Annotated in this window: 16 protein-coding genes and 12 tRNA genes; 20 read left to right on the forward strand and 8 right to left on the reverse strand. The window is 64.0% G+C overall.

The genetic code is table 11. From position 1 onward, the window contains the following. Positions 1-3 precede the first annotated feature (3 nt). From ACFODV_RS13250 to ACFODV_RS13260, 3 genes are all read left to right on the forward strand, one after another. Positions 4-2,181: an acetate--CoA ligase family protein gene (locus ACFODV_RS13250; protein WP_379760202.1), complete on the forward strand. Its 2,178-nt coding sequence runs from the start codon at positions 4-6 to the stop codon at positions 2,179-2,181. Beyond that, a complete protein-coding gene (locus tag ACFODV_RS13255) occupies positions 2,178-3,011 on the forward strand; it encodes an enoyl-CoA hydratase-related protein (RefSeq protein WP_379760204.1) in 834 nt (277 codons plus the stop codon). Before ACFODV_RS13250 ends, ACFODV_RS13255 begins: the two co-directional genes overlap by 4 nt. A 127-nt stretch (positions 3,012-3,138) precedes the next feature. Continuing rightward, positions 3,139-4,974 (forward strand): SLC13 family permease, encoded by a 1,836-nt coding sequence (locus tag ACFODV_RS13260; protein ID WP_379760206.1) that lies wholly within the window; start codon positions 3,139-3,141, stop codon positions 4,972-4,974. A 70-nt stretch (positions 4,975-5,044) separates the two neighbouring features. Here the strand turns inward: ACFODV_RS13260 and ACFODV_RS13265 are convergent, their stop codons facing one another. From ACFODV_RS13265 to betI, 4 genes are all read right to left on the reverse strand, one after another. After that, on the reverse strand, positions 5,045-7,492 hold the full coding sequence (locus ACFODV_RS13265) for an acyl-CoA dehydrogenase (RefSeq protein WP_379760208.1): 2,448 nt from the start codon (positions 7,490-7,492) through the stop codon (positions 5,045-5,047). A gap of 89 nt (positions 7,493-7,581) precedes the next feature. Then, a complete protein-coding gene (gene betA, locus ACFODV_RS13270) occupies positions 7,582-9,273 on the reverse strand; it encodes a choline dehydrogenase (RefSeq protein WP_379760210.1) in 1,692 nt (563 codons plus the stop codon). Between the two features lie 9 nt (positions 9,274-9,282). Beyond that, positions 9,283-10,767 carry a betaine-aldehyde dehydrogenase gene (gene betB, locus ACFODV_RS13275; protein ID WP_379760212.1) on the reverse strand — a complete coding sequence of 495 codons (1,485 nt, stop codon included), beginning with the start codon at positions 10,765-10,767 and terminating at the stop codon, positions 9,283-9,285. Positions 10,768-10,779: 12 nt separating this feature from the next. Further along, a complete protein-coding gene (betI, locus tag ACFODV_RS13280) occupies positions 10,780-11,385 on the reverse strand; it encodes a transcriptional regulator BetI (protein WP_379760214.1) in 606 nt (201 codons plus the stop codon). A 297-nt stretch (positions 11,386-11,682) separates the two neighbouring features. Between betI and ACFODV_RS13285 the strand changes: the two genes are divergently transcribed. From ACFODV_RS13285 to ACFODV_RS13300, 4 genes are all read left to right on the forward strand, one after another. Next, positions 11,683-11,759: transfer RNA gene (locus ACFODV_RS13285), tRNA-Met, on the forward strand. A gap of 170 nt (positions 11,760-11,929) precedes the next feature. Next, a tRNA-Asn gene (locus ACFODV_RS13290) sits at positions 11,930-12,005 on the forward strand. A 37-nt stretch (positions 12,006-12,042) separates the two neighbouring features. Continuing rightward, positions 12,043-12,118, forward strand: a tRNA-Asn gene (locus ACFODV_RS13295). Positions 12,119-12,137: 19 nt separating this feature from the next. After that, positions 12,138-12,213, forward strand: a tRNA-Asn gene (locus ACFODV_RS13300). Positions 12,214-12,386: 173 nt separating this feature from the next. Here the strand turns inward: ACFODV_RS13300 and ACFODV_RS13305 are convergent. Further along, on the reverse strand, positions 12,387-14,444 hold the full coding sequence (locus tag ACFODV_RS13305) for a carboxy terminal-processing peptidase (RefSeq protein WP_379760216.1): 2,058 nt from the start codon (positions 14,442-14,444) through the stop codon (positions 12,387-12,389). A 152-nt stretch (positions 14,445-14,596) separates the two neighbouring features. Here ACFODV_RS13305 and ACFODV_RS13310 point away from each other — a divergent pair, with 152 nt between their 5' ends. After that, entirely contained in the window at positions 14,597-15,895 is a 1,299-nt protein-coding gene (locus tag ACFODV_RS13310) for a M18 family aminopeptidase (RefSeq protein ID WP_379760218.1), read from the forward strand. A gap of 62 nt (positions 15,896-15,957) precedes the next feature. On the opposite strand, the gene ACFODV_RS13315 is transcribed toward ACFODV_RS13310, so the two are convergent. Further along, positions 15,958-16,034, reverse strand: a tRNA-Met gene (locus ACFODV_RS13315). Positions 16,035-16,182: 148 nt separating this feature from the next. Here ACFODV_RS13315 and ACFODV_RS13320 point away from each other — a divergent pair. The 12 genes from ACFODV_RS13320 (at position 16,183) to ACFODV_RS13375 (ending at position 21,036) form a co-directional block, all read left to right on the forward strand. Then, positions 16,183-16,258, forward strand: a tRNA-Glu gene (locus tag ACFODV_RS13320). Between the two features lie 24 nt (positions 16,259-16,282). Further along, positions 16,283-16,357, forward strand: a tRNA-Gly gene (locus ACFODV_RS13325). A 99-nt stretch (positions 16,358-16,456) separates the two neighbouring features. Beyond that, positions 16,457-16,532: transfer RNA gene (locus ACFODV_RS13330), tRNA-Glu, on the forward strand. Between the two features lie 34 nt (positions 16,533-16,566). Next, a tRNA-Gly gene (locus ACFODV_RS13335) sits at positions 16,567-16,641 on the forward strand. A 3-nt stretch (positions 16,642-16,644) separates the two neighbouring features. Further along, positions 16,645-16,720: transfer RNA gene (locus ACFODV_RS13340), tRNA-Glu, on the forward strand. Positions 16,721-16,748: 28 nt separating this feature from the next. Then, positions 16,749-16,823: transfer RNA gene (locus ACFODV_RS13345), tRNA-Gly, on the forward strand. Between the two features lie 290 nt (positions 16,824-17,113). Continuing rightward, positions 17,114-18,079 (forward strand): ABC transporter ATP-binding protein, encoded by a 966-nt coding sequence (locus tag ACFODV_RS13350; protein ID WP_379760220.1) that lies wholly within the window; start codon positions 17,114-17,116, stop codon positions 18,077-18,079. Then, entirely contained in the window at positions 18,076-18,849 is a 774-nt protein-coding gene (locus ACFODV_RS13355) for an ABC transporter permease (protein ID WP_379760222.1), read from the forward strand. The genes ACFODV_RS13350 and ACFODV_RS13355 overlap by 4 nt, the downstream gene beginning before the upstream one ends. Further along, complete coding sequence (gene queF, locus ACFODV_RS13360) at positions 18,846-19,682, forward strand: NADPH-dependent 7-cyano-7-deazaguanine reductase QueF (RefSeq protein WP_379760224.1); 837 nt, start codon at positions 18,846-18,848, stop codon at positions 19,680-19,682. Before ACFODV_RS13355 ends, queF begins: the two co-directional genes overlap by 4 nt. Positions 19,683-19,763: 81 nt before the next feature. After that, positions 19,764-20,324: a nitroreductase family protein gene (locus ACFODV_RS13365; RefSeq protein ID WP_379760226.1), complete on the forward strand. Its 561-nt coding sequence runs from the start codon at positions 19,764-19,766 to the stop codon at positions 20,322-20,324. Between the two features lie 13 nt (positions 20,325-20,337). Next, positions 20,338-20,841 (forward strand): YiiD C-terminal domain-containing protein, encoded by a 504-nt coding sequence (locus ACFODV_RS13370; protein WP_379760228.1) that lies wholly within the window; start codon positions 20,338-20,340, stop codon positions 20,839-20,841. Between the two features lie 107 nt (positions 20,842-20,948). Then, positions 20,949-21,036 (forward strand) — tRNA-Ser (locus tag ACFODV_RS13375). Between the two features lie 172 nt (positions 21,037-21,208). On the opposite strand, the gene ACFODV_RS13380 is transcribed toward ACFODV_RS13375, so the two are convergent. Both ACFODV_RS13380 and ACFODV_RS13385 read right to left on the reverse strand, forming a co-directional pair. Next, positions 21,209-21,910, reverse strand: a complete 702-nt coding sequence (locus ACFODV_RS13380) for a M48 family metallopeptidase (protein WP_379760230.1) — start codon at positions 21,908-21,910, stop codon at positions 21,209-21,211. Positions 21,911-21,926: 16 nt separating this feature from the next. After that, positions 21,927-24,247: type I restriction enzyme subunit R domain-containing protein (locus ACFODV_RS13385; RefSeq protein ID WP_379760232.1), on the reverse strand; the 2,321-nt coding region annotated here is incomplete at its 5' end.

Raw genomic sequence — 24,247 nt, forward strand, 5'->3', positions numbered from 1 at the left:
GCCATGAATCCCATCGAAGGACATCTTCCGACTCGCAGCCCCCTCCACGATATCCTGGCGCCATCAGGTATCGCCGTGGTGGGCGCCTCCGCCGATCCCACCAAGCGTGGCTACAAGGCCATGGTCGGCCTGATCAAGGACGGCTATCGGGGCGACATCTTCCCGGTCAATCCCAAGGCCGACATGATTCTCGGGGTCAAGGCCTGGCCCTCTGTCACGGCCATTCCCGGCAACCCGGAGCTGGCCCTGATCTGCACCCCGGCCGCTTCGGTGCCGGGGTTGATCGCCGAGTGCGGGCGCCGCGGCATCAAGGGGGCGGTGATTCTTGCCAGCGGCTTCGCCGAGATCGGTGGGGAAGGGGCCGAACTCGAGCGCGAGATGATGGAGAAGGCCCGCGCCCACGGTGTGCGCATCATCGGTCCTAACACCTCCGGCCTCTTCAACCTGCACCATCAGATCAACCTGCTGTCCCTGGACAACGTCAAGCCCGGCGGGGTGGGCATCATTTCCCAGTCCGGCAATATGCTCCTTTCGCTGGCGCTGGAGGCCCAGTACAACGGTCAGGTGGGGTTTTCCACCTATGTGGGCCCGGGCAATCAGAGCGATATCGGCTTCAACGACTACCTGCGCTACCTGGGTGAGGACGAGCACACCCGAGTCGCCACGCTCTACGTGGAGGGCTTTCGCGACGGTCGCAAGTTCCTCGAGGTGGCCCGGGAAGTGACCGCCATGAAGCCGGTGGTGGTCTACAAGTCCGGCTCCACCGAGGCCGGTCAAAAGGCGGCCAGCTCCCACACAGGGGCGCTGGCCGGCAGCTACGCCATGACCGTGGACCTGCTCAAGCAGGCCGGCGTCAGCGTGGTCCAGCACTCCGACGAGATCCTGCCGGTGGCCGAAGGGCTGGGCCTGCTGCAGAAATCCCGCGGCAAACGTGTGGCGGTGATCTCCGATGGCGGCGGCCAGGCGACCATTGCCTCTGACCGCCTGGCCGAGGCGGGTATGGAACTCGCCGAACTCTCCGAGGGGACTCGCCAGAAGCTGCGCGATGTGCTCTTCCCCCAGGCGTCTACCGTCAACCCGGTGGACGTGGCCGGCTCCACCGATGCCAATCCCTCGCTGCTGGCCACCTGCATGGAGATCGTCGCCGCCGACGACAACGTCGATAGCGTCTTTCTGGTCGGCATGTTCGGCGGCTACAGCACCCGCTTTGCCGAATCGCTGCTGGGCGACGAGATGCGCGGCGCCGAAGCCATGGTCGACCTCTCCAAGGCCACCACCAAACCGCTGGTGATCTACAGCCTCTATGCGCCGATCAAGCCGCCGGCGCTGCGCCGTCTCCACGAGGCGGGGTTGCCCATCTACGCCTCCATCGAGCACTCGGTGCGGGTCCTCTCGGCGCTCGGCGAGCGCGGGCAGTACCTGGCCCAGGTCGAGCGTCAGAGCCGCGAGCGCAGCGTCGAACCGCTGCCCGAGCTTACCGCCATGTTCCATAACGCCCAGGCCCAGGGCCGCGATCTCTTCGAGTACGAGGCCAAGCAGCTGCTGCGCGACCACGGCATCGAGGTGCCACTGGAACGGGTGGTCAGGAACGAAGCCGAGCTGGCCGAGGCGTCAAAGCAGTTCGGCGAGTCGCCGCTGGCCATGAAGGTGGTCTCCAAGGACATCCTACACAAGTCCGACGCCGGTGGCGTAAAGCTCAACGTGGTGGGCGAGGCCGCCATGCGCCAGGCTCGCCAGGCCATCCTCGGTTCCTGTCTCGCCTACGATGCCAATGCCGAGATCGAGGGGGTGCTGGTCACGCCCATGGCGAAGAAGGGGGTGGAGGTGATCCTCGGGGTGATCCGCGATCCGATCTTCGGCCCGGTGCTGATGTTTGGCCTGGGCGGTATCTTCGTGGAGATCCTCGAGGATGTGGCCTTCCGCGCCATCCCGCTGTCGCGGCGCGACGCCGAGGGGATGGTGGAGCAGATCAAAGCCAAGAAGATTCTCGCCGGCGTGCGTGGTGAGAAGGCGGTGGACAAGACTGCGCTGGTCGACCTGCTGCTCAAGGTGTCGCGCATCGTCGAAGCCTATCCGGCGCTCTCCGAGTTGGACCTCAACCCGGTAATCGTCAACGCCGATGGCTATGCCGTGGTGGATGCCCGGGTTATCGTGGAAAAAAATCAGGAAGCCGACGCATGAGCCCGATCTCTTCACAATCCAGTACGCCACAGCCTAGCCTGCCGCAATTGACCGACGCCCGCCTGACCCTGGACGGGCGGGTAGCCACGCTGGTCATGGACCGCCACGACGTGCGCAACGCCCTGACCGGCACCGCACTCGTGGACGACATCATCGCCGTGGCCGAGTGGGTCAACGCCTGTGACGACGTCTCGGTGCTGGTGATCACCGGCGAGGGCAGCGCCTTCTCCGCCGGTGGCAACGTCAAGGACATGGCCAACCGCGGCGGCGACTTCGCCGGCGACGTGGCTGAGGTCTCGGCCCGCTACCGGCGCGGCATCCAGCGCATCCCGCTGGCGCTTTCCGCGGTGGAGGTGCCGATCATCGCCGCCGTCAACGGCCCGGCCATCGGCGCCGGGTTCGACCTGGCCAATATGGCCGATATCCGTATCGCCTCGAAGAAAGCCAAGTTCGGCGAGACCTTTCTCAACCTGGGCATCATCCCCGGCGACGGTGGGGCCTGGTTCATGCAGCGCCTGATCGGCTACCAGCGCGCCTTCGAACTGACCCTCTCCGGGCGGATCATCGACGCCGAAGAGGCCAGGGAATATGGCATCGTGCTCGAGATCTGTGATCCCGAGGCGCTGATGGAACGTGTCGGCGAGCTGGCCTCCCGCATCGCTTCCCAGCCGCCCAAGGCCACCCGTCTCACCAAGCGACTGATGAAGATGGCGCAGCGCACCGAGCTCAAGGACTTTCTCGATCTCTGCGCGGTCTTTCAGGGCATGTGCCACAACGAGCCCGAGCATCTCGAGGCGGTTAACGCCATGCTGGAGAAGATGGCGAAATAACGCTGCAGGTCCGATCGGCCCCTTATGACGCTCGGCCCTGGCCGGGCGTCGTCGTGTAAAAACACTTGCCGCCGAGCCCTCTGCCTGGCGATGCTGATAGCAACCCTTCACCACAGGACGTGAATGCATGGCCGACAGCACCCTGGTCTTCATCGTGCTCGGACTGACGCTCGCCGCCTTCGTCTGGGGGCGTTTCCGCTATGATTTGGTGGCGCTTTCGGCACTGCTCGGCTCGGTAATGTTGGGTCTGGTACCGGGTGAGGAGGCCTTCATGGGCTTCGGACACCCCGCGGTGATCACCGTGGCTGCGGTGCTGGTGCTCAGCCGCGCCTTCGAGCACTCCGGGGTGGTGGACGTCATCGCCGAGCAGGTGCTTAAGGTGGGCGAACGACTCTTCCTGCAGCTCGCCGCCTTGACCGGCACCGTGGTGGTGCTCTCCGGTTTCATGAACAACGTTGGCGCCCTGGCGCTGCTGCTGCCGGTGGCCATGCGCCTGGCCAGGGAGCACGATACTTCGCCGTCTCTGTTGCTGATGCCGCTGGCCTTCGGATCGCTGTTGGGCGGGCTCACCACCCTGATCGGCACCCCACCCAATATCATCATCGCCAGCTACCGGGGTTCGGTCACCGGCGAAGCCTTTGGCATGTTCTCCTTTTCACCGGTCGGCGTGGCGGTGGCCATGGCCGGGCTGGCGTTCATCCTGCTGATCGGCTGGCGGCTGGTGCCCCAGCGCGCAGGAAAGGCCTCTACCGAGGCGATGTTCGATACTGCCCACTATCTCGTGGAGCTGCGCGTGAGCGATGCGTCCAAGGCTAACGGCCTGACGCTGCGTGAGTTGCAGCAGGAACTGGAGGAGACTATCCCGGTGCTGGCGGTGGTGCGCGACGAGAAGCGCCGTGCCGGCCACACCTTCTTCGGCGTGCTCAGGGAGGGCGATATCCTGCTGATGGAGGCAGGGCCCGAAGAGATGAAACTGCTCGAGGACAAGGTGGGCTTGAGCCTGGGTAAGGAAGCCGAAGACGAAGAAAAGGAAGACGATGAAAAAGAAGGCGAGGAGAGGGAAGGCGAGGAGAAGGTGGCAGAGCCCCCTACTTCTGTGGATACCGAAGGCCTGCAACTGCTAGAAGCGGTGGTGCGTACCGACTCCATGATGGTCAACCACACCGTGACCCAGCTGCGACTTCACAACCAGTTTGGCCTGCACCTGGTGGCGGTGGCCCGGGACGGTGGCAGGCTGAAGCAGCGCTTGCATGATATCCGCTTCCGTCCCGGCGATGTATTGTTGCTGCAGGGTGGCGAGAGCGAGCTTGCCGAAAGCCTCGCCACCCTGGGCTGCCTGCCGCTGGCCAAGCGTAACTTCAATCTTGGGCAGCCGCGCCGGCTGCTGGTGTCGCTGGGCATCTTTGCGGCGGCGATCCTGGCCATTCTGCTGGGGGTACTGCCCGCGGCGGTGGCGCTGTCGAGTGCGGCGCTGGTTTCGCTGCTGGTCGGGGTGCTGCCCCTGCGCGAGGGCTACCAGGCCATTGACGGACCCGTGATCGTGCTGTTGGGGGCCATGATCCCGGTGGGGCAGGCGCTGGAGACCAGTGGCGGCGCGGCGCTGATCGCCGAGACCATGCTCACCTGGGGCAGCGAGTGGCCAGCGATCGTGACACTGGTGGGGCTCTTCGTCCTCTCCATGGTGCTCTCCAACATCGTCAACAATGCCGCGGCGGCCTTGTTGATGGCGCCCATAGCGGCAAGCCTCGCGCGTGGCTTCGACGCCTCGCTGGACCCCTTCCTGATGGCGGTGGCGGTCAGTGCCTCCTGCGCCTTCCTGACCCCCATCGGTCACCAGTCCAATACCCTGGTGATGGGCCCCGGTGGCTTCAGCTTCAGCGACTACTGGAAGCTGGGATTGCCCCTCTCCCTGGTCGTGCTTGTGGTGGCGATACCCATGATCCTGCTGGTATGGCCTTTGTAGTAAGAGATATGGGGGGCAAAACGCCCCGGCACATGGCCAGGGCGTTGGGTTGCGGTGACCGAGAGAGGCGTCAGGCCGCGTGGTGGCGCAGTACCTTGGACTTGTCGGTGACGAAGGCGTCGTACTCGAAGTCGTCCACGGTAAGCAGCTCCAGTACCTGGGCCTCACGCTCGCGCATGAAGGTGGCGTCTTCTTCACTGATCAGGCCGGCCTTGGCCGCTTCCAGCACCCGCTGCTCGGGATGCAGCGCATCGGCCGGCAGCTCTCCCTTGGCATAGGCCTTGTTGACCTTGCGATAAAGGGACTCGGCGCGTTCCTGGGTGGCCAGCAGGGCGTTGTAGTGCGCCAGGAAGTTGGGCTGGCTGCCGTCGTCGGCCTCCCAGGTTTCGCGCAGCAGCTTATCGCGCAGGGCGGTGTTGCGTGAAACGGCCTGGGCGATGGTGCGTGCCAGGTCGTCGTGGGGGCGCTTGACGCGCTTGCCCCGGGGCATCACCACGATGCGCAGCACGCGAGCCAGGGCGCGGTTGGGCAGGTTATCGAACAGCTCATCCAGTGCCTGCTCGGCACGGCCCAGCAGGAACTGGCAGCTGTAGTGAACGAGTGCCGCCTCGTCCTCGACCTTGTCGCCCTCATGCCACTGCTTGATCACCATGGAGGCGAGGTAGAGGTTGGAGAGTACATCGCCCAGCCTGGCGGAAAGCATCTCGCGCTGCTTTAGGGTGGAGCCGAGGCTGGCCATGGCGGCGTCGGCGCAGAGGCCGAAGCCGGCGGAGAGCCGCCCGATCTCCTGAGCATAGGGGGCGGCGACCGCATCGAAGGGCACGGCGGACTTGCCAATGCCCAGGCCCAGGGTAAAGGCGCGTGCGGCGTTGCCGAAGATCAGCCCGGCGTGGCCGAAGAACGCCTTGTCGAAGGCCTTTATGTCATCAGCGTCCTTGGCGGCCAGCTCATCCAGTACGTAGGGGTGGCAGCGGATCGCCCCCTGACCAAAGATCATCAGGTTGCGGGTCATGATGTTGGCGCCTTCCACGGTGATCGCCACGGGGTTGGCGCTGTAGCCGATCCCCAGGTAGTTGCGCGGGCCGAGCGTGACCGCCTTGCCGCCGTGGATATCCATGGCATCGCTGAGGATGACCCGCTGGAATTCGGTGAGCTGGCTCTTGAGGATCGCCGAGGGCACCGCCGGCTTCTCGCCACGGTCGATGGTGTTGGCCGTCTGGTAGACGGCCGCCTGGGCGATGTAGCCCAGCGCGGTCATGCGCGCCAGTGGTTCCTGGATGCCCTCCATCTCGGCGACCGGCACGTTGAACTGTCGACGAATGCGGGCAAAGCCGCCGCTCCAGCCGATGGCGTAGCGGGCGGTGCCGGTGGCGCCGGAGGGCAGGGTGATGCAGCGACCGATGGAGAGGCACTCTACGAGCATTCGCCAGCCCTGGCCGATCATCTCGGTGCCGCCGATGATGGTATCCAGCGGGGCGAAGACATCCTTGCCCTTGATCGGACCGTTCAGGAAGGGGCTGCCGATGGGGTGGTGGCGCCGACCGATTTCCATGCCGGCGGTATCGCGGGGAATCAGCGCCAGGGTGATGCCGCGGTCTTCCTCGTCGCCCAGCAGGTGCTCCGGGTCGAACAGGCGAAAGGCGAGGCCCACCACGGTGGCGATGGGCGCCATCGTGATCCAGCGCTTCTCGAAGTTGAGACGCACGCCGAGCACTTCCTTGCCGTCGATGACCTGCTTGCAGACCACGCCGGTGTCGGGAAGCGAGGTGGCGTCGGAACCGGCCCGCGGGCCGGTGAGGCCGAAGCAGGGAATCTCGCGACCATCGGCCAACCTCGGCAGATAGTGGTTCTTCTGCTGGTCGGTTCCGTACTTGAGCAGCAGTTCGCCCGGGCCCAGGGAGTTGGGCACCCCCACGGTAACCATCAGGGTCTCGCTGATCGATAGCTTCTGCAGCACCAGCGACTGCGCCTTGGCAGAAAAGCCCAGGCCGCCGTACTCCTTCGGAATGATCATCCCGAAGTAGCGCTCCTGCTTGAGGTGGTCCCAGAGCGCCTGGGGCAGGTCGGCGCGCTCCTTGGCGATATCCCAGGCGTTGCACATGCCGGCGGCCACGGCGCACTGGTTGTCGAGGAAGGCGCGCTCCTCATCGCTGATGCCCTCGTCCTTGAAGGCCAGCAGTGCCTGCCAGTCGGGCTTGCCGGTAAAGAGTTCGCCGTCCCAGGCCACGCTCCCGGCCTCCAGCGCGGTGCGCTCGGTGTCGGAGACCTTCGGTGAGACCTTCTTGAACATGGCAAAGAGCCGCGGGGTCAGCCACTTGCCGCGCAGGGCCGGCAGGCCGGCCGCCGCCACGGCGAGGGCACCGGCCAGCAGCAGGATGCCGAGCAGGGTGGAGGCAAAGAAAAGGCTGGCCAGGCAGGTGAGGGCGAGCACCGCCAGGGCGGGCAGGGCGCCCGCCTCTCGGCGCATCACCGCCAGCAGGCCGACAGCGGCCACGATCAGCAGGATCAGGGTGAGCATGGGAAACTCCGATTATCATGAACGGCAAGAATTCGAACACACGTTTGAATTCTTGCAGACTAGCCTATCCCATTGCAACCGGCCAGCGTTCACTCCATTCGGCGCTGCGGCTCGCTGCGGGCGGGGGCGCCGTTTGCCACATAATAAGGAGCCTCGCTCCGGGGCAGCGGCCCGCGGCCGCGGATCCTGTCGGCGATCTTTTCGGCCAGCATGATCGTCGGTGCATTGAGGTTGCCGGTGGGAATCAGCGGAAAGAGCGAGGCGTCGACGACCCGCAGGCCCTCAACGCCGTGCACCCGGCCGGCACCGTCCACCACGGCGTCGTCGCCTTCGCCCATGCGGCAGCTGCCGCAGGGGTGGTAGGCGGTCTCGGCATGCGCCTTGACGAAGGCATCCAGCTCGGCGTCGGATTGGACGCCCGGCCCCGGCGAGATCTCCCGGCCGCGGTACTCATCAAAGGCGGGCTGGGCGATGATCTCGCGAGTCAGGCGGATGGCGTCGCGGAACTCCTGCCAGTCCTTCTCGGTGGACATGTAGTTGAACAGGATGCTCGGCGCCGCCTCGGGATCTCGGGAGGTGAGGCGAATGCGACCGCGGCTCTCCGAGCGCATGGAGCCCACGTGGGCCTGGAAGCCGTGGGCCTGTACCGCGCTCTTGCCGTTGTAGCTGATGGCGATGGGCAGGAAGTGGTACTGCAGGTTGGGCCACGCCTCCTGGTCATTGCTGCGAATGAAGCCAGCCGCCTCGAACTGGTTGCTTGCCCCCACGCCCTTGCCCAGGAAGAGCCACTCGGCGCCGATCTTGGGCTGGTTGTACCACTTCAGCGCCGGGTAGAGCGAGATCGGCTCCTTGCACTCGTACTGGATGTACATCTCCAGGTGGTCCTGGAGGTGGGCGCCGACGTTGTCGTTGACGTGGACCGCCTCGATGCCGAATTCGTCCAGGACATCCTGCGGGCCGATGCCTGAACGCTGCAGGATCTGTGGCGAGGCGATGGCGCCGCCGCACAGCAGCACCTCGCGGCGGGCGCCTACACTCTGGATCTGGCCCTTTTTCCGGTAGCGCACGCCCACCGCGCGCTTGCCCTCGAATTCGATGACGTCGGTGAGGGCGCGGGTCTCGATGGTGAGGTTCTCGCGCCCCTTTGCGTGGTCCAGATAGCCCCGGGCCGTGGAGGCGCGCCGGCCCCGGGGGGTGACGAAGCGGTCCATGGGGCCGAAGCCCTCCTGCTGGTAGCCGTTGACGTCCTCGGTCTCCGGATAGCCGGCCTGCCTGCCCGCTTCGATGAAGGTGCGATAGAGCGGGTTGTTGCCTTCCCTGGGCGTGGTCACGCTGACCGGCCCATCACCGCCGTGATAGGCGTCGGGCCCGATGTCGCGGGTCTCGGACTTGCGAAAGTAGGGCAGACAGTCGGCGTAGCGCCAGTCCGTCAGGCCGGGCGCCTCTGCCCAGTGGTCGTAGTCCAGGGCGTTGCCGCGGATGTAGCACATGCCGTTGATCAGGGAGGAGCCGCCCAGGCCCTTGCCGCGGCCGCACTCCATGCGTCGGCCATCCATGTGCGGCTCGGGGTCGGTTTCAAAGGCCCAGTTATAGCGCTTTCCCTGGAGCGGGTAGGCCAATGCCGCCGGCATCTGGGTGCGGAAATCGAAGCGGTGGTCGGGGCCACCGGCCTCGAGCAGCAGCACCGTGACGCCGGCATCCTCGGTGAGGCGGGTGGCCAGTACGTTGCCGGCAGAGCCGGCACCGATGATGACGTAGTCGAATTCGCGAAGCTGTGACATGGGGTCTCCTCAGAACACCGACTCGAAGGGGCCCATCTCGACCTGCACCGACTTGGTCTGGGTGTAGTGGGCCAGGGTTTCGAGGCCGTTCTCACGACCCACGCCGGACTGCTTGTAGCCGCCTACCGGCATCTCGGCGGGGGACTCGCCCCAGGTGTTGATCCAGCAGATGCCCGCCTCCAGGCGATGTATGACCCGATGGGCGCGGTTGAGGCTTTCGGTGAAGACGCCGGCCGCCAGGCCGTAGTGGGTATCGTTGGCGCGGCGGATCACCTCTTCCTCGTCATCGAAGGCCAGGATCGCCATCACCGGGCCGAAGATCTCCTCTCGCACGATGCGCATCTCGTCGCTGCAATCGGTGAACACCGTGGGGGCGGCCCAGGCACCTCTTGACCAGTCAACACCGCCAGCGTCGCCTTGATTCCAGGTATCGCCGCCGGCCAGCACCCGGGCACTCTCCTGCTTGCCGAGCGCGATGTAGGAGAGCACCTTTTCCTGGTGCTCGAAGCTGACCAGGGGGCCGAAGTTGACGCTCGGGTCCATCGGGTCGCCGGCTCTGATGCGGCCGACCCGCTCCTTGATCTTCGCCTCGAAGGCGTCCTTCACGGCGCGCTCGACGAACACCCGGGTGCCGTTGGTGCAGATCTGCCCACTGGAGTAGAAGTTGGCCATCATGGCGGCGTCGGCGGCGCGATCGAGGTCGGCGTCGGCGAATACGATCAGCGGCGACTTGCCGCCCAGTTCCATGGTGACATCCTTCAGGGTGGAGCCCCCGGCGGCGGCCATTACCTTCTTGCCGGTTCCCACCTCCCCGGTGAAGGAGACCTTATCGATGCCCGGGTGTCCGGTCATCAAGGCGCCGACGCTGCCATCGCCGTGAATGACGTTGAAGACGCCGTCGGGCAAGCCGGCTTCGGTGAAGATCTCGGCGAGCTTCATCACGGTGAGCGGGGTGACCTCGCTGGGCTTGAAGACCACGGCGTTGCCGGCGGCCAGTGCCGGGGCACTCTTCCAGCAGGCAATCTGGATGGGGTAGTTCCAGGCGCCGATGGCGCCGATCACGCCCAGCGGCTCGCGACGGGTATAGACGAAGGAGCCCTCACGTAGCGGGATCTGGCTGCCTTCGATGGCAGCCGCCAGGCCTGCGTAGTACTCGAGGACGTCGGCGCCTGTGACGATGTCCACCGCGGCCGTCTCGCTGATTGGCTTGCCGGTGTTGTGTGTCTCGAGCTCGGCGAGCTCATCGTTGCGGCTGCGAAGCAGGGCCACGGCGCGGTTCAGGATACGGCCGCGTTCCATGCCGGTCATTGCTGCCCAGGTCCGCTGGCCCTTGCGGGCGGCGTCAACGGCGGCGTCTACGTCGGCTGAGGAGGCTTGCTGCACCTCGGCGAGCGGCGAGCCATCGAAGGGGTTGACAACGGCAAAGGTCTCGCCGGAGGAAGCGGTCGTGTGACAGCCGTCGATGTAAAGGGTTTGGGTCTCAAGGGGTGCCATGATGAACTCCATTCAGGCAGGAGAAGGGATGTCGTGGGTGCTGAGCAGTCTATCCAGGTAGTCACGGGCCAGGCGCCGCGCCTCTTCGCTATCCAGGCCCTCTATGGTCAGGGCGCCGCGCAGCCATAGGCCATCGATCAGGGCTGCCAGTGCTCGGGCGCAGGCGCTCGCTTCGTCACGAAGCATCAGGCGGCGAAACTGGTAGCAGAGATTGGCGTAAAGGCGCCGGTCATTGACCTGCTGTAGGCGCGCAAGCTCAGGCTTATGCATGCTGCTCGCCCAAAAGGCCAACCACGTCTTGGCCACCGGCCCGGTGACCTGGCTGCGGTCAAAGTTGCCGTCGATGATGGCGCCGATGTGGTCCCTGGGGCTCGTAGTGGTGAGCGCTCGTCGCCGCATTGCCACTGCCTCGCCCAGATCGCTGAGAATCTGGCGCATGGTGGCTTCCAGCAATCCATCCTTGCCACCGAAGTAGTGACTGATGATGCCTGCGGATACGCCGGCGTGACCGGCAATCCGCATCACCGTGGCATCGGCCAGACCGACCTCGTCGATTGCCGCCATGGTGGCCATGATCAGTTGCTGGCGGCGGATGGGTTCCATTCCGACCTTGGGCACCTCGAAACCTCCTGTTTCAGGGATAGCTTTGCACCACGCCAACCAGCGTGATGAGATGGATATAGCGTGACATTTTTTTATTGAACGTTCAATCAATAAAATATCGCCCAGGTAGCTGCTCCGCTGGCTACGGGGGCGGGCGTGAAAAAGTTGGGGTTTGCTGTTGAGATGTGAATCTGCCTGTTAATGGTGGGCAGGAAACGAGATGCTTGAAGTTTTGTCTGGAAGGCTTGCCAATGTGCCCCTCTACGGGCACAATATGACCCCGTTGAAAGGCACACGTTTGCTTGACGACTTGGCTACGTAGCTCAGCTGGTTAGAGCACATCACTCATAATGATGGGGTCCCCTGTTCAAATCAGGGCGTAGCCACCAGATACAGCATAACAACGCCCATCTCGCCTCAGGCCAGATGGGCGTTATGCTTATGGGTCCTCGGGAGAGTCGGGCGGCTACCCTTAGATAGAGCAGTATCAGGATAGAGCTAGATACGGACTTGACCTCCAGAAGCGAATCCGTATACTACGTCCCGTGTTCGACGCCGTTCCCGGATAGCTCAGTTGGTAGAGCAAGTGACTGTTAATCACTGGGTCGCAGGTTCGAGTCCTGCTCCGGGAGCCATCGCCGCGTTAAATGCCATTGCTGAAAATCGTGTAATTCCTCGATAGCTCAGTTGGTAGAGCAAGTGACTGTTAATCACTGGGTCGCAGGTTCGAGTCCTGCTCGAGGAGCCATCGTCAGCACCTTCTTTATTCCCGGATAGCTCAGTTGGTAGAGCAAGTGACTGTTAATCACTGGGTCGCAGGTTCGAGTCCTGCTCCGGGAGCCATCTGTATTTATTGCTTCTTCTCCTCTGAATTTCCCCTGATTTGACCCGCCGGCTGAATTCTTTCAGCAGCTTTTTTGTGCCTGTCTGGCTATTCGCGTGCCCGTCTGCCTGGCGATCCAACAAGAACGCCGCCCCTAGGGGCGGCGTGATGACCTGCGAAAGGACGAGCGGTCTCAGTGACGGTTGGCCAGCCGATAGTCGTCACTGCTGAGCAGGGTGAAATCCAGCAGGATATGGGCCGCCTCCTGAACCTGCACCTGTTCCACAGGCTCGTCGTCACTCTCTTCGGTGCGGGCATCAACCCACTCTTCCAGCAGGTCGAGACCCAGGGCCCTGCGGCGCTGATTTTCCAGGGCAAGCTGTTCGGCTTCCTGCGCCTCCACCTCGCGCTGGCGCTGCTCGCGATTAAGGCTGACGCTGGTGGTTTGCTCGCGCAGGCGACGATTGAGTTCCGCCTGCTGGGTCAGGTAGCGGAAGTTTGGATGCTCCGCGGCGCGGCTTTGATGAAGATCTTTGATGGTTTCTAGGTAGCGCCATGGCTCGCCGTAGTGGCGGTACTGCACCGAGCGGACGGTGTCCCAGTCCAGGGCGTTTTCCAGGCTGCTCTCACCGATAAGATCCGGATCAATCAGACTTGGGAAAATGATGTCCGGCTCCACGCCGCGGTGCTGAGTGCTGTCCCCTGTGATGCGATAGAACTTGGCGCGAGTCAGCTTGATCTGGCCGTGGCTCAGCTCATTGAGGGTCTGTACCGTGCCTTTGCCGAAGGTTGGCGAGCCCATTACCAGCCCGCGGCCGTAGTCCTGAATGGCCCCGGCAAAGATCTCCGAGGCGGAAGCAGAGAGCCGGTTGACCAGCACACCTAGGGGGCCGTCGTAGTGAGTTCCTGCTTCGGTATCCCCGTAAAGGCTGATGCGGCCTCGTGCGTCGCGCACCTGGACCGTCGGACCACGATCGATGAACAGCCCGAGCAGCGAGTTGGCCTCCTGCAGGGCGCCGCCGCCATTGTTGCGCAGGTCGAGCACGATACCCTCGATGTCCTCGGTCTTGAGTCGTTCGATCTCACGGGCCACGTCGCGGGTCGTGCTGCGAAAGTCGTCTTCACCGGCCTGCCAGGCGTCGAAGTCCACATAGAAAGTGGGGACCTCGATCACGCCGATGCGATGCGCACCATCGTCGCGCTCGATCTCGATGACCTTGCCTTGGGCCGCCTGGTCCTCCAGGTTGACGGTGTCGCGTGTGATCTCGACGATCCGCGAACGGGTCATGTCTACCGCCTGGGCCGGCACCACGTCGAGTCGAACCACGGAGCCTTTGGGGCCGCGGATCAGATCGACCACGTTGTCCAAGCGCATGCTCACCACGTTCACCATTTCGCCTTCTTCCTGGCCTACCGCGACGATTCGGTCGGCAGGCTCCAGCGCTCCGGCCCTCTCCGCCGGCCCGCCGGGGACCAGGCTGGCGACCTTCACGTACTCGCCGTCGGACTGCAGCAGGGCGCCGATGCCTTCCAGGGAGAGGCGCATCTGAATGTCGAAGGATTCGCCCTGGCGCGGGGAGAGGTAGCCGCTGTGGGGGTCGATGCTGCCGGTGACCGCCGCCATGAACAGACCGAAGATATCCTCCTCGTTAGTCTGGCGTATCCGATTGAGCTGACCTTCATAGCGCTGGCGAAGATTGGTCTCCACCTGTTCGAGCTCTTGTCCGCTGATGGCCAGGGTCAAGGCTGCGTTCTTGAGACGTTTGAACCAGAGATCATCAAGCTCTTCGCTGGTTTGTGCCCAAGGGGCCTCATCGCGGTCGATATCCAGACGAAGGTCGCTCTTGTAAGTGAAGTCGAGTCCTTCGTCGAGTCTGGTCAACAACCATTCGAAGCGAGACTCGGCCCGCTCGTGATAGCGATGATAGAAGGCATAGATGTCCTCCAGTTCACCGTCGAAGAGCGCATCGTCGATGCGTCCTTGAAAGTAGCGGAAGTCGGCGACATCGTCCGCCAGCAGAAAGGCCCGCTGGCCGTCGAGGACATCCAGGTAGCGCTCGAAGACCTGGTTTGACCAGGCGTCATCCAGCTGGATATCGTCATAGTGGCCGTAGCGCAGCGAATCGGCGACTTCCACGGCCGCCTGGCGCTGGGCATCAGTTGGCTGCGGCTGCGCCAGGGCGACGCCGGCGACCAGCAGCAGGCCGGCCAGGGCGGCGGCTGGACGTCCCAGTTGGGCTAGCAGGCTCATCAATGAAGCACTCCCGATTTGATGTACACTCAAGTTCCCTAGACCCTTTTCTGGCCCACGAGTTGCGTAGGCCAACGCGACATTGTAGCAGCTTCCCCCGTCATCTCATGACACCTGTTAGCATCCCACGACACCTATGAGTAGAGGAATTCATGTCCCAGGACGATCTCATCGAGCGCCTGCTCGACTTTCTGCGTGGCTCGCCCACGCCCTGGCACGCCGTGGCCAACATGGCGGCTCGGCTCGAGTCAGCGGGTTTTCGCCGTCTGGATGAGCGAGAGCCATGGCAGCTGGCGCCCGGCGAGAAGATCTACGTAACACGCAATGACTCCTCAATCATCGCTTTGCAGCTTCCCGAGAGTGAACTGAATGCGCTGCGTATGATCGGCGCGCATACCGACAGTCCTGGCCTGCGCCTCAAGCCCAGTGCGGCCCAGGCCAGCGCCGGCTGGCTGCAGCTGGGGGTGGAGACCTACGGCGGCGTGCTGCTGGCACCCTGGTACGATCGTGATCTTGGCATGGCAGGGCGGATTCACGTGCGCCATCCCGATGGGCGTTTGGAGGGTCTGCTACTCAACGTTGAGCGTCCGGTGGCGATTATCCCGAGCCTGGCCATCCACCTGGACCGCGACGTCAACCAGGGGCGTCCGATCAACGCACAGACCCAGATGGCGCCGGTGTTCCTGCAGGGTGGCGAGAGCGCAGACCTCGAGCGACTGCTTAAGGCCTGGATCGCCGAACAGCACGGCCTGGAGGGGGTAGAACTGCTCGACTTCGAGCTTGGCTTCCACGACATGCAGCCCCCGGCTCGGATCGGCGTGGCGGGTGAGCTAATCGCCAGCGCTCGCCTCGACAACCTGCTTTCCTGTTTCACCGGGCTTGAGGCGTTGCTCGCCGCGGATGGCAGGCAGGGTGCCGTGCTCGTGGCCAACGATCATGAAGAGGTGGGTAGTGCCAGCGCCTGTGGCGCCCAGGGACCCTTCCTCCGGAACGTGCTGCAGCGCGTCAGCGATCAGCTCGGCAGGGGCGGTGAGGGCGAGTTTATTCGCTTGATCCAGGCATCGCGGATGATCTCCTGCGACAACGCTCATGCGCTGCACCCCAACTTCACCGACAAGCACGATGCCGCCCACGGGCCGGCGCTCAACGGTGGGCCGGTGATCAAGGTCAACGCCAGTCAGCGTTACGCCACTAACAGTGCCACTGCTGCGATGTTCCGCGACCTGTGTCGCGAGGCCGAGGTGCCTGTGCAGACCTTCGTGACCCGAGCCGACATGGGTTGCGGTAGCACCATTGGGCCGATCACCGCCACAGAGCTCGGCGTGCCGACGCTGGACGTAGGGGCTCCCCAGTGGGCCATGCATTCCATCCGCGAGACCGCAGGCGCCCACGACGTTGAGTACCTGATCCGAGTGCTAACTGCCTTCTGCAACCGCGCTGAGCTGGTCTGAGCGAGCGCGTGGGCGGAGAATACAAAAAAACCCGGCGCCGCTGGCGCCGGGTTTTCGTGTTTTGGTGGCTACGCCCTGATTCGAACAGGGGACCCCATCATTATGAGTGATGTGCTCTAACCAGCTGAGCTACGTAGCCAGCGGCGCGTAAGTTAGCCTTGGATGCTTCACGTGTCAACTCTCTGATGTGGAAGGCATCGAGGGGGCAAGGCAAGCTGCATGAGGTGCTTGACACCCGCAAGGGCGCTCAGTAACATACGCGCCACCTCGACGAGCCGAGATAACGTGTCCCATTCGTCTAGTGGTCCAGGACACCGCCCTTTCACGGCGGTAACAGGGGTTCGAACCCCCTATGGGACGCCACTCGACTCATCAAGGTGCCGGAGTGCGGGAATAGCTCAGCGGTAGAGCATCGCCTTGCCAAGGCGAGGGTCGGGAGTTCGAATCTCCTTTCCCGCTCCAAAATGAAAGAAGCGGTATTGAGCCAAGGCTCGGGTCAGTAGCTGGAGCGCCAGTCCGATGGAACGCCAGCCCGGTCGAAACTCCTTTCCCGCTCCATGTGTCCCATTCGTCTAGTGGTCCAGGACACCGCCCTTTCACGGCGGTAACAGGGGTTCGAACCCCCTATGGGACGCCACTTTCCGGTAGCAATAAGCAGTAGTGCGAGATATGCGGGAATAGCTCAGCGGTAGAGCATCGCCTTGCCAAGGCGAGGGTCGGGAGTTCGAATCTCCTTTCCCGCTCCATGTGTCCCATTCGTCTAGTGGTCCAGGACACCGCCCTTTCACGGCGGTAACAGGGGTTCGAACCCCCTATGGGACGCCACTTCTCTCGCATCAGCGGTATCCGACAAGCGGGAATAGCTCAGCGGTAGAGCATCGCCTTGCCAAGGCGAGGGTCGGGAGTTCGAATCTCCTTTCCCGCTCCAGAACGTAAGAAGCGGTATCGAGCCAAGGCTCGGGTCAGGATCTGGAGCGCCAGCCCGGTCGAATCTCCTTTCCCGCTCCATATGTCGATACGCCTTCAGCGCCTATTTTCCCCCCAATTTCCATGATGTCTGCCAGAGCGCAGGCCTTTTTGCGTGGTTGATCCTCGGGCCCAGATCGTCTGTGCCTTGAAGTCGTGCGGCGCCGTCCCAATAACCTTATGCCTTTGCGGCATTCCCGCCATAGAACCTAGAAATAGAACCTAGAACCTAGAACCGATCAAGGATTGCCAATGGCTGAACCGGCTTTGTCCATCCGTGGCCTCACCAAGGTCTACGGAAATGGCTTCGAGGCCCTCAAGGGCATCGACCTCGATGTCGCCGAGGGCGACTTCTTCGCCATGCTGGGTCCCAACGGCGCAGGCAAGTCCACTACCCTGGGTGTGGTCTGCTCGCTGGTGCAGAAAAGCGCCGGCAAGGTCTCTATCTTCGGGATCGATATCGATACCGACTTCGCCCGCGCCAAGTACCACCTGGGCGTCGTGCCTCAGGAGTTCAACTTCAACCAGTTCGAAAAGGTCATCGACATCGTGTTGGCCCAGGCCGGCTACTACGGCATGCCTCGACGCGAGGCGCTACCCCGCGCCGAGGAGCTGCTGCGCGATCTCGGCCTGTGGGACAAGCGCAATGGCAGCGCGCGCATGCTGTCCGGAGGCATGAAGCGACGGCTGATGATCGCCCGGGCGCTGATGCATCGGCCCAGGCTGCTGATCCTCGACGAGCCCACCGCCGGCGTGGATATTGAACTGCGTCGCAGCATGTGGGAGTACATGCGCCGCATCAACCGGGATGAGGGCACCACCATTATCCTCACCACCCACTACCTCGAGGAGGCCGAGAGCCTCTGCCGCAACGTGGCGATCATCAACCACGGCGAAATCATCCGGAACACCGGCGTACGCGAGCTGCTCGCCGAGCTGAATACCGAGACCTTCTTGTTCGATCTGGCCCATTCGGTGGATGCCCCCCCGAAGGTCGAGGGCTTCGAGGTCAGCCGGGTCGATGCCGCTCAGCTGGCAGTGGTGGTGCATCGCGGCCAGCGGCTGAATGACATCTTCTCCGCGCTGGGCGAGCAGGGTATTGAGGTCATCTCCATGCGCAACCGCGCCAACCGTCTCGAGGAGATGTTCGTGACCATGGTGAAGCAGGGCAACGACGCCCTGGACAAGGCCGCTGCCGATGCGGAGGCCCGCCCATGAACCCGACCCAGACCGCCATCGCTCTCTGGACCCTGGTGCTCAAGGAGATCAAGCGCTTTACGCGGATCTGGCCGCAGACCCTGCTGCCACCCTCCATCACCATGACCATGTACTTCATCATCTTTGGCAACCTGATTGGCTCGCGCATCGGTGAGATGGACGGCTTCAGCTACATGGACTTCATTGTCCCCGGGCTGATCATGATGGCCGTGATCACCAACAGCTATTCAAACGTGGCATCATCCTTCTTCTCCAACAAGTTCCAGCGCTCCATTGAGGAGATGATGGTCTCGCCCATGCCCAACTGGGTGATCCTGCTCGGCTTCGTGCTGGGCGGTATGGCCCGCGGCCTTGGGGTCGGCCTGATCGTGACCGTGGTCTCGCTGTTCTTCACTCGCGTCAGCGTGGCGCACCCGTTACTGACCATCGGCGTGGTGGTCCTGACCTCGGCGCTATTCTCCATCGGTGGCTTCATCAACGCCCTGCTGGGAAAGAAGTTCGACGACATCTCTATAGTGCCGACCTTTATTCTCACGCCGCTGACCTACCTGGGTGGAGTCTTCTACTCGATCTCGCTGCTGCCGTCTTTCTGGCAGGGTGTGTCAATGCTCAACCCCATCCTCTACATGGTCAACGTCTTCCGCTATGGCTTCCTGGGCGTCTCTGATATCCCGGTGGGATGGGCCCTGGCCGCCATCATCACCTTTATCGCCGTGCTGTTCAGCGTTGCCCTGTGGATGCTCGAGCATGGCAAGGGGATCCGCTCATGAGCCATCACCGTCCCGACACCCTGACGGATGCCCCGCTGGGGCGCGAGTCCGCCTACCCTGAGCGCTACGACGCCTCGCTGCTGTACTCCATTCCTCGAGCCGTCAACCGCGCGCCGCTGGGCATCGAAGAGGGCGCCTTGCCCTTCGTCGGCGAGGATGAATGGCATGCGTTCGAGGTCAGCTGGCTCAACGCCCGCGGCAAGCCGGTGGTGGCCGTAGCGCGTTTTCGGCTGCCGGCAGACTCGCCCAGCCTGATCGAGTCAAAATCCTGGAAGCTCTATCTCAACGGCTTCAACCAGACCCGCTTCGAGAGCCGCGAGGGGGTCGTCGATTCCCTGATGACCGACCTGTCCCGGGCCGCCGGTGCCAAGGTGTCCGTCGAACTGTTCGATGTGGACGACGATACGCTGATGCCCCGCCGCCTGCCCGGTGCGTGCCTTGACGGGCTGGATATCGCGGTCAGCGACTATACCCCCAGCGCCGAGCATCTGGCGGTGGGGGAGGAGATCGTCGAGGAGGCACTGTATTCCCACCTGCTCAAGTCCAACTGTCCGGTCACCGGCCAGCCCGACTGGGGCAGTGTGTTGATCCGCTACCGGGGGCCGCGGATCGACCGCGAGGGGCTCCTTCGCTACCTGATTGGCTACCGCCAGCACCAAGACTTCCACGAGCACTGCGTGGAGCGCATCTTCGTCGACCTGATGGCCCATTGTCGGCCCGAGCGGCTGCTGGTGCTGGCGCGCTACGTGCGCCGCGGCGGGCTGGATATCAGCCCCTGGCGAGCTACCCCGGGCGAGAAGCCGCCGCGGCCACTTCGCTTGTTGAGACAATAGAGGCTGGCACGACAGTAGGGCGGCCGACTGGTAAAGTACCGAGAAGACTTCTCGTTTGAACGCCGCCAAGGGAGGCACTCAATGGACGCGTTGACGTTGCTGCATGAACGCAGCTCCATGGGCAAGCTGATGGGGCCGCCGCCGACCCCCGAGCAGCTCGAGGCAATCTACCGGGCAGCCCTGCGGGCGCCGGACCACAAGGAGCTGCGCCCCTGGCGTTTTGTTGAGTTCTCCGGTGACGGCCTCTCCCGCCTAGGCGAGCTGTTCGCCGAGGCGGAGTATCGCGAAGATCCCCACGCGGGCGACGCGGCGCTGGACGCAGCGCGTAAGAAGCCGCTGCGCGCGCCCATGATCATTGCGGTGATCGCGAGGGTCACCCCGGATATCGCCAAGGTGCCGAAGATCGAGCAGGTGATCTCCGCCGGTTGTGCCGCTCACGGCATTCTGCTGGCGGCCCACGCGCTGGGTCTCGGTGCCATGTGGCGCAGTGGCAAGTACGCCTTCGATCCCACCGTCCGCAAGGGCCTGGGCCTGGAGGACGAAGACGAGGTGGTTGCCTTCATCTACCTGGGCCAGCTGGGCGGGCGTCATAAGCGCCTTGCCGAGCACGATATCGACGCTTTCGTCGAACACTGGCGCTGATCGGGAGATGAGTATGCGCGAGATCGGCAAGTCCTACCCGCGGCTCCCGCTTACCGCCCCAGGCCAGGAAGATGATCCGGTGCGCTTTCTGGCCTGGCTGGGCGAGGCGATCCCTATGGTCGAGCATCTAGGGATTCGCGAGATGACCCGCGATGGCGAACGCCTCATCTGGACGCTGGACCTTACCGCCAACCTCAATGACAAGGGCACCGGCTTCGGCGGGGCGCTCACCGCTCAGACCACTCTGATGGGCTGGTGCTGGACGACCCTCTGGCTGCGCCGCCATAGCCTGGCTCGGAATGTCGTGGTCGCCGAGGCTAGCCAACGCTTCCTGGCGCCGGTCACTAACCATTACCGTCTCGAGTGCGAGCCGGAGGCAGAGAACGGGCCAGAGCGCCTCGCCGAGCAGCTGGCCCAGAAGGGCCGCGGGCGCATTGTTCTGGTACAGCGCCTGTGGTGTGGCGAGAGCCTCTGTCTCGAAGCGCGAGGAGACTACGCTGTGCTTGGCGGTAGTTGAGCTAAGACCGTTGAGCGGAAACCGGCTTGCAATCGCGCACTTGAGGCGATAGCATACGCGCCGTCCTCAAGGGAAAGGCAGCGACCTTCTCGAAGGGATAACAATGCGGAGGGGTGTCCGAGTGGTCGAAGGAGCACGCCTGGAAAGTGTGTAAGTCGAAAGGCTTCGAGGGTTCGAATCCCTCCCCCTCCGCCATAACATCCTAAAAACCAGCCGTAAGCGGCTGGTTTTTTCGTTAACCCGCCAGCCAGCTTGCCCGCCTTAAACCGCTAGGCCCAGCGAGAGGTCCAAGCCGTCCTTGGCTCGGGTCGATCCCTGAACCATAGAGTGCCACCAGGTACGCGAGGGGCGGGGTCTCGGCGTGCGGCTACACCCCCTCCACCTCGATCCCATGCCGGGCGAGCCAGCTCTTGCGCTGCTCGTAGTCCGGCATGGCCCGCTCCAGGCGGCGCCAGAAGGCCGGTGTGTGGTGGGTTTCGTGCAGGTGGACCAGTTCGTGGACGACCACGTACTCGGCGATCTGACGCGGCAGCAGGATGGTCTTCCAGTGAAAGTAGACCCGGTTGCCCTTGCCACACGAGCCCCAGCGATAGCCGAGGTCCTGGACCTTCACGCCGGCGGGCTCAACGCCCATTCGCCGGGCCTGCTCCTTCACCCTAGCGGTGAGCCAGTCCGCGGCGCGGGTGCTGTACCAGCGAACGAAGTGCTCCCGGGCGTCGGGCAGCGCGTCCTCCCGCAGCTGAAAGCGCCCGGCGACGAGCTTGAGCGGAGCATCCTGGGCATCGCTGGGCACGCGCTTCAGCCGGTAGCTGCGCCCCAGGTAGAGGAATCCCTCGCCGTTGACGTACTCCTTGTGCGGCAGCCGACGGCGGCTCTCGGCTTTCTGCGCCAGCTTCTGGTAGATCCACATCCGCTTCTCGAGGACGAACTCGCGTAGGAGCTGCTCGGCGGTGCCGGTGGGCGCGGCGATGACAAGCTCACCCTCGCGGTCCACGGTGATTTCCAGCGTCTTGCGGCGGGTGCTCTCGCGCACCTCGAAGGTGAGGTCGTCCACGGCGAGTTGCATCATGGGGTCACCTGCACATTCATGCGTTAATCAGCCTGGCGTGGTTGCTGCGCGCCAGGTCGAAGAGCCGCTCGGCGGTGGCCTCGGCCTGATCCATCGGCACCAGGTTGCCCATCATCAGCTGGCTGAACAGGTGCTGCTTGAGGCGCTCCTGGTCCGGGATATGTGATGGCTTCCAGAAGTCGGGTATGACGATCTCCTGCTGGATCATGGCCACCACCTCCTCGGTGGTGTCGAGCAGCGTCTGGGCGGTGGCGGCGTCCATCTGCTCCACTTCCAGGCCGGCGCTGGCGACCAGCTCGCGCCAGAAGGGCTCGGCGTGGGCGGGCATCTCGGGGATCGCCTCGCCGTCCACCGTGGCCCCCTCGCGCAGTTGCTGGATCAACGTCTTCAGCGCCTCCACCTGGTCGGCCCACTGGCCGTCGAGTTGCTGGAGCAGCTCCTCCAGGCGTTCGCTGAGGCGGCCGAACTTTACCGGATCCTCGTCCAGGTGCTTGCGCACGTGGGAGCGCACGGCGTGCTCCATTTCCGAGGCCATGGCACGGTCGCCCACCTGGCGGCCGATATGCGCATCGAACTCGGCGTCGGTGAGCTGCACCGGTGGAATGCGCGGGTCGATGCCGAGCGAGATCACATAGTCGTCGATCAGCTTGCGCACCTTGTTGCCGATGTCGCGGCCGAGCTCCGGGGTGTCCTTGTAGCGGTTGCGCGCCAAGGCGTGGATATAGGCGAGCCGCTTGGCGTCGTTAACGAACTCGAGGCCCTCCGGCCGCGGCAGCACGTCGTCCAGGCCGCGATTGAACTCCTTGAGCTTGACCATGAACTCGGCGCGCAGGCGCTCGTCCGCCAAGGCCTGCACCGCCTCCTCGGCGTCGTCCAGGTCATCGACGCCCTGGCCGCGCAGCACGTCGATCACCCGCAGGTGGCGGTCACGCAGCAGCGGTATCTCGTCCTTGAGGCTCTGCAGGGCGCCATCGATGTCCTCCTCACTGTAAGCGGCCAGGGCCTCCTTGAGGTGGTTGGCCACTCCGAAGTAGTCCACCACGATGCCGTGGGTCTTGCCGTGTCCGGTGCGGTTGACCCGGGCGATGGCCTGCAGCAGCTCTGCCTCGCGCAATGAGCGGTCCAGGTACATCACCCCCTCGATGGGGGCGTCGAAGCCGGTGAGCAGCATGCTCTTGACGATCAGGAAGGCCAGCGTGTCGTGTTTGGTGGGGTCCTGTTGTTGCAAGGTCAGGGGTGTTTCCCCACCCAACGGCGGCAGCGGCTTCTTGAAACGCTTGATGTGGGCCTCCACGGCGGCGCGGTCGCTCCACCTGGCCCAGGCCGAGTCGTCATTGTTGCTGCTGCTGAACACCACGGCGAATTCGAGCTGGCGCAGCACCTGGCGATAGCGCCAGGCCTGGATGGCCGCCTTGACCCGCAGCGGTCGGATCAGCAGCTGAGTGTCGTCCAGGGCCTTGTCCTCGGGGGAGAGCGCCATGGCCTCCTCCAGCAGCTCGGCCTTGGCCTGCTCAAGGGCCTCGAAGTAGCGCAGGGCGGCGCGGCGGCTATAGGCCACCAGCTGGGCCTTGACGCCGTTGGGAAGGATATGGGTGACATAGTGGCGCAGGATGTCCTGGGCCTTCTCCTGGATCAGCTGCGGCGCCTCGAAGATCTGCCCCTTGGTGGCGTACTTCTTCTTGATCGCCTCCAGCTCCTCCTTGCTGTGATCGCGGAACAGGTCCTCGAACAGGCCGTCGAGACTGGCGCCATCCTTGATCGCTCCCTTGGCGGTGCGCCCCTCGTAGAGGATCGGCACCGTGGCGCCGTCCTGTTCCGCCTCCTTGATGGTGTAGCGGTCGATATACTCGCCGAAGATATCGTGGGTGCGTTTCTTGTCGCCCATGATGATGGGCGTGCCGGTGAAGCCGATGCGCGCGGCATTGGGCAGGGCCCGCATCATGTTGGCGTGCAGGTCGCCGGCCTGGGTGCGGTGGGCTTCGTCCACCAGGATCAGGATGTCCTCGCTGGTATTGAGTACCTCGAAGGGCTCGCTCAGGGTAGGTTTCTTCGGCATCCCGCCCCTGGAATAAGCGCCAGGTTCCGCGGCATCGCGGCGTCCGCTGTCCAGCCCGGCGGTGGGCGTATCGTTGTCCGCCTCGTTCTGATCATCTTCGGGGTCGGGATCGCGGGTGTTCGGGTCCCGGTATTTCTGAACCGTGCCGAACACCAGGCCCGGGCCGTCCCGCGCCAGCAGCTTCTTGAGCTGGGCGGTGTTGCCGGCCTTCTCGACGCTCTCGCCGGTGAGCTCCGCGGTGGCGGAGAGCTGGGCCTGCAGGTCCTTGCGGTCGGTGATCA

Origin of the sequence: Halomonas tibetensis, from assembly GCF_042643535.1 — a bacterium.
GTDB lineage: Bacteria > Pseudomonadota > Gammaproteobacteria > Pseudomonadales > Halomonadaceae > Halomonas > Halomonas tibetensis.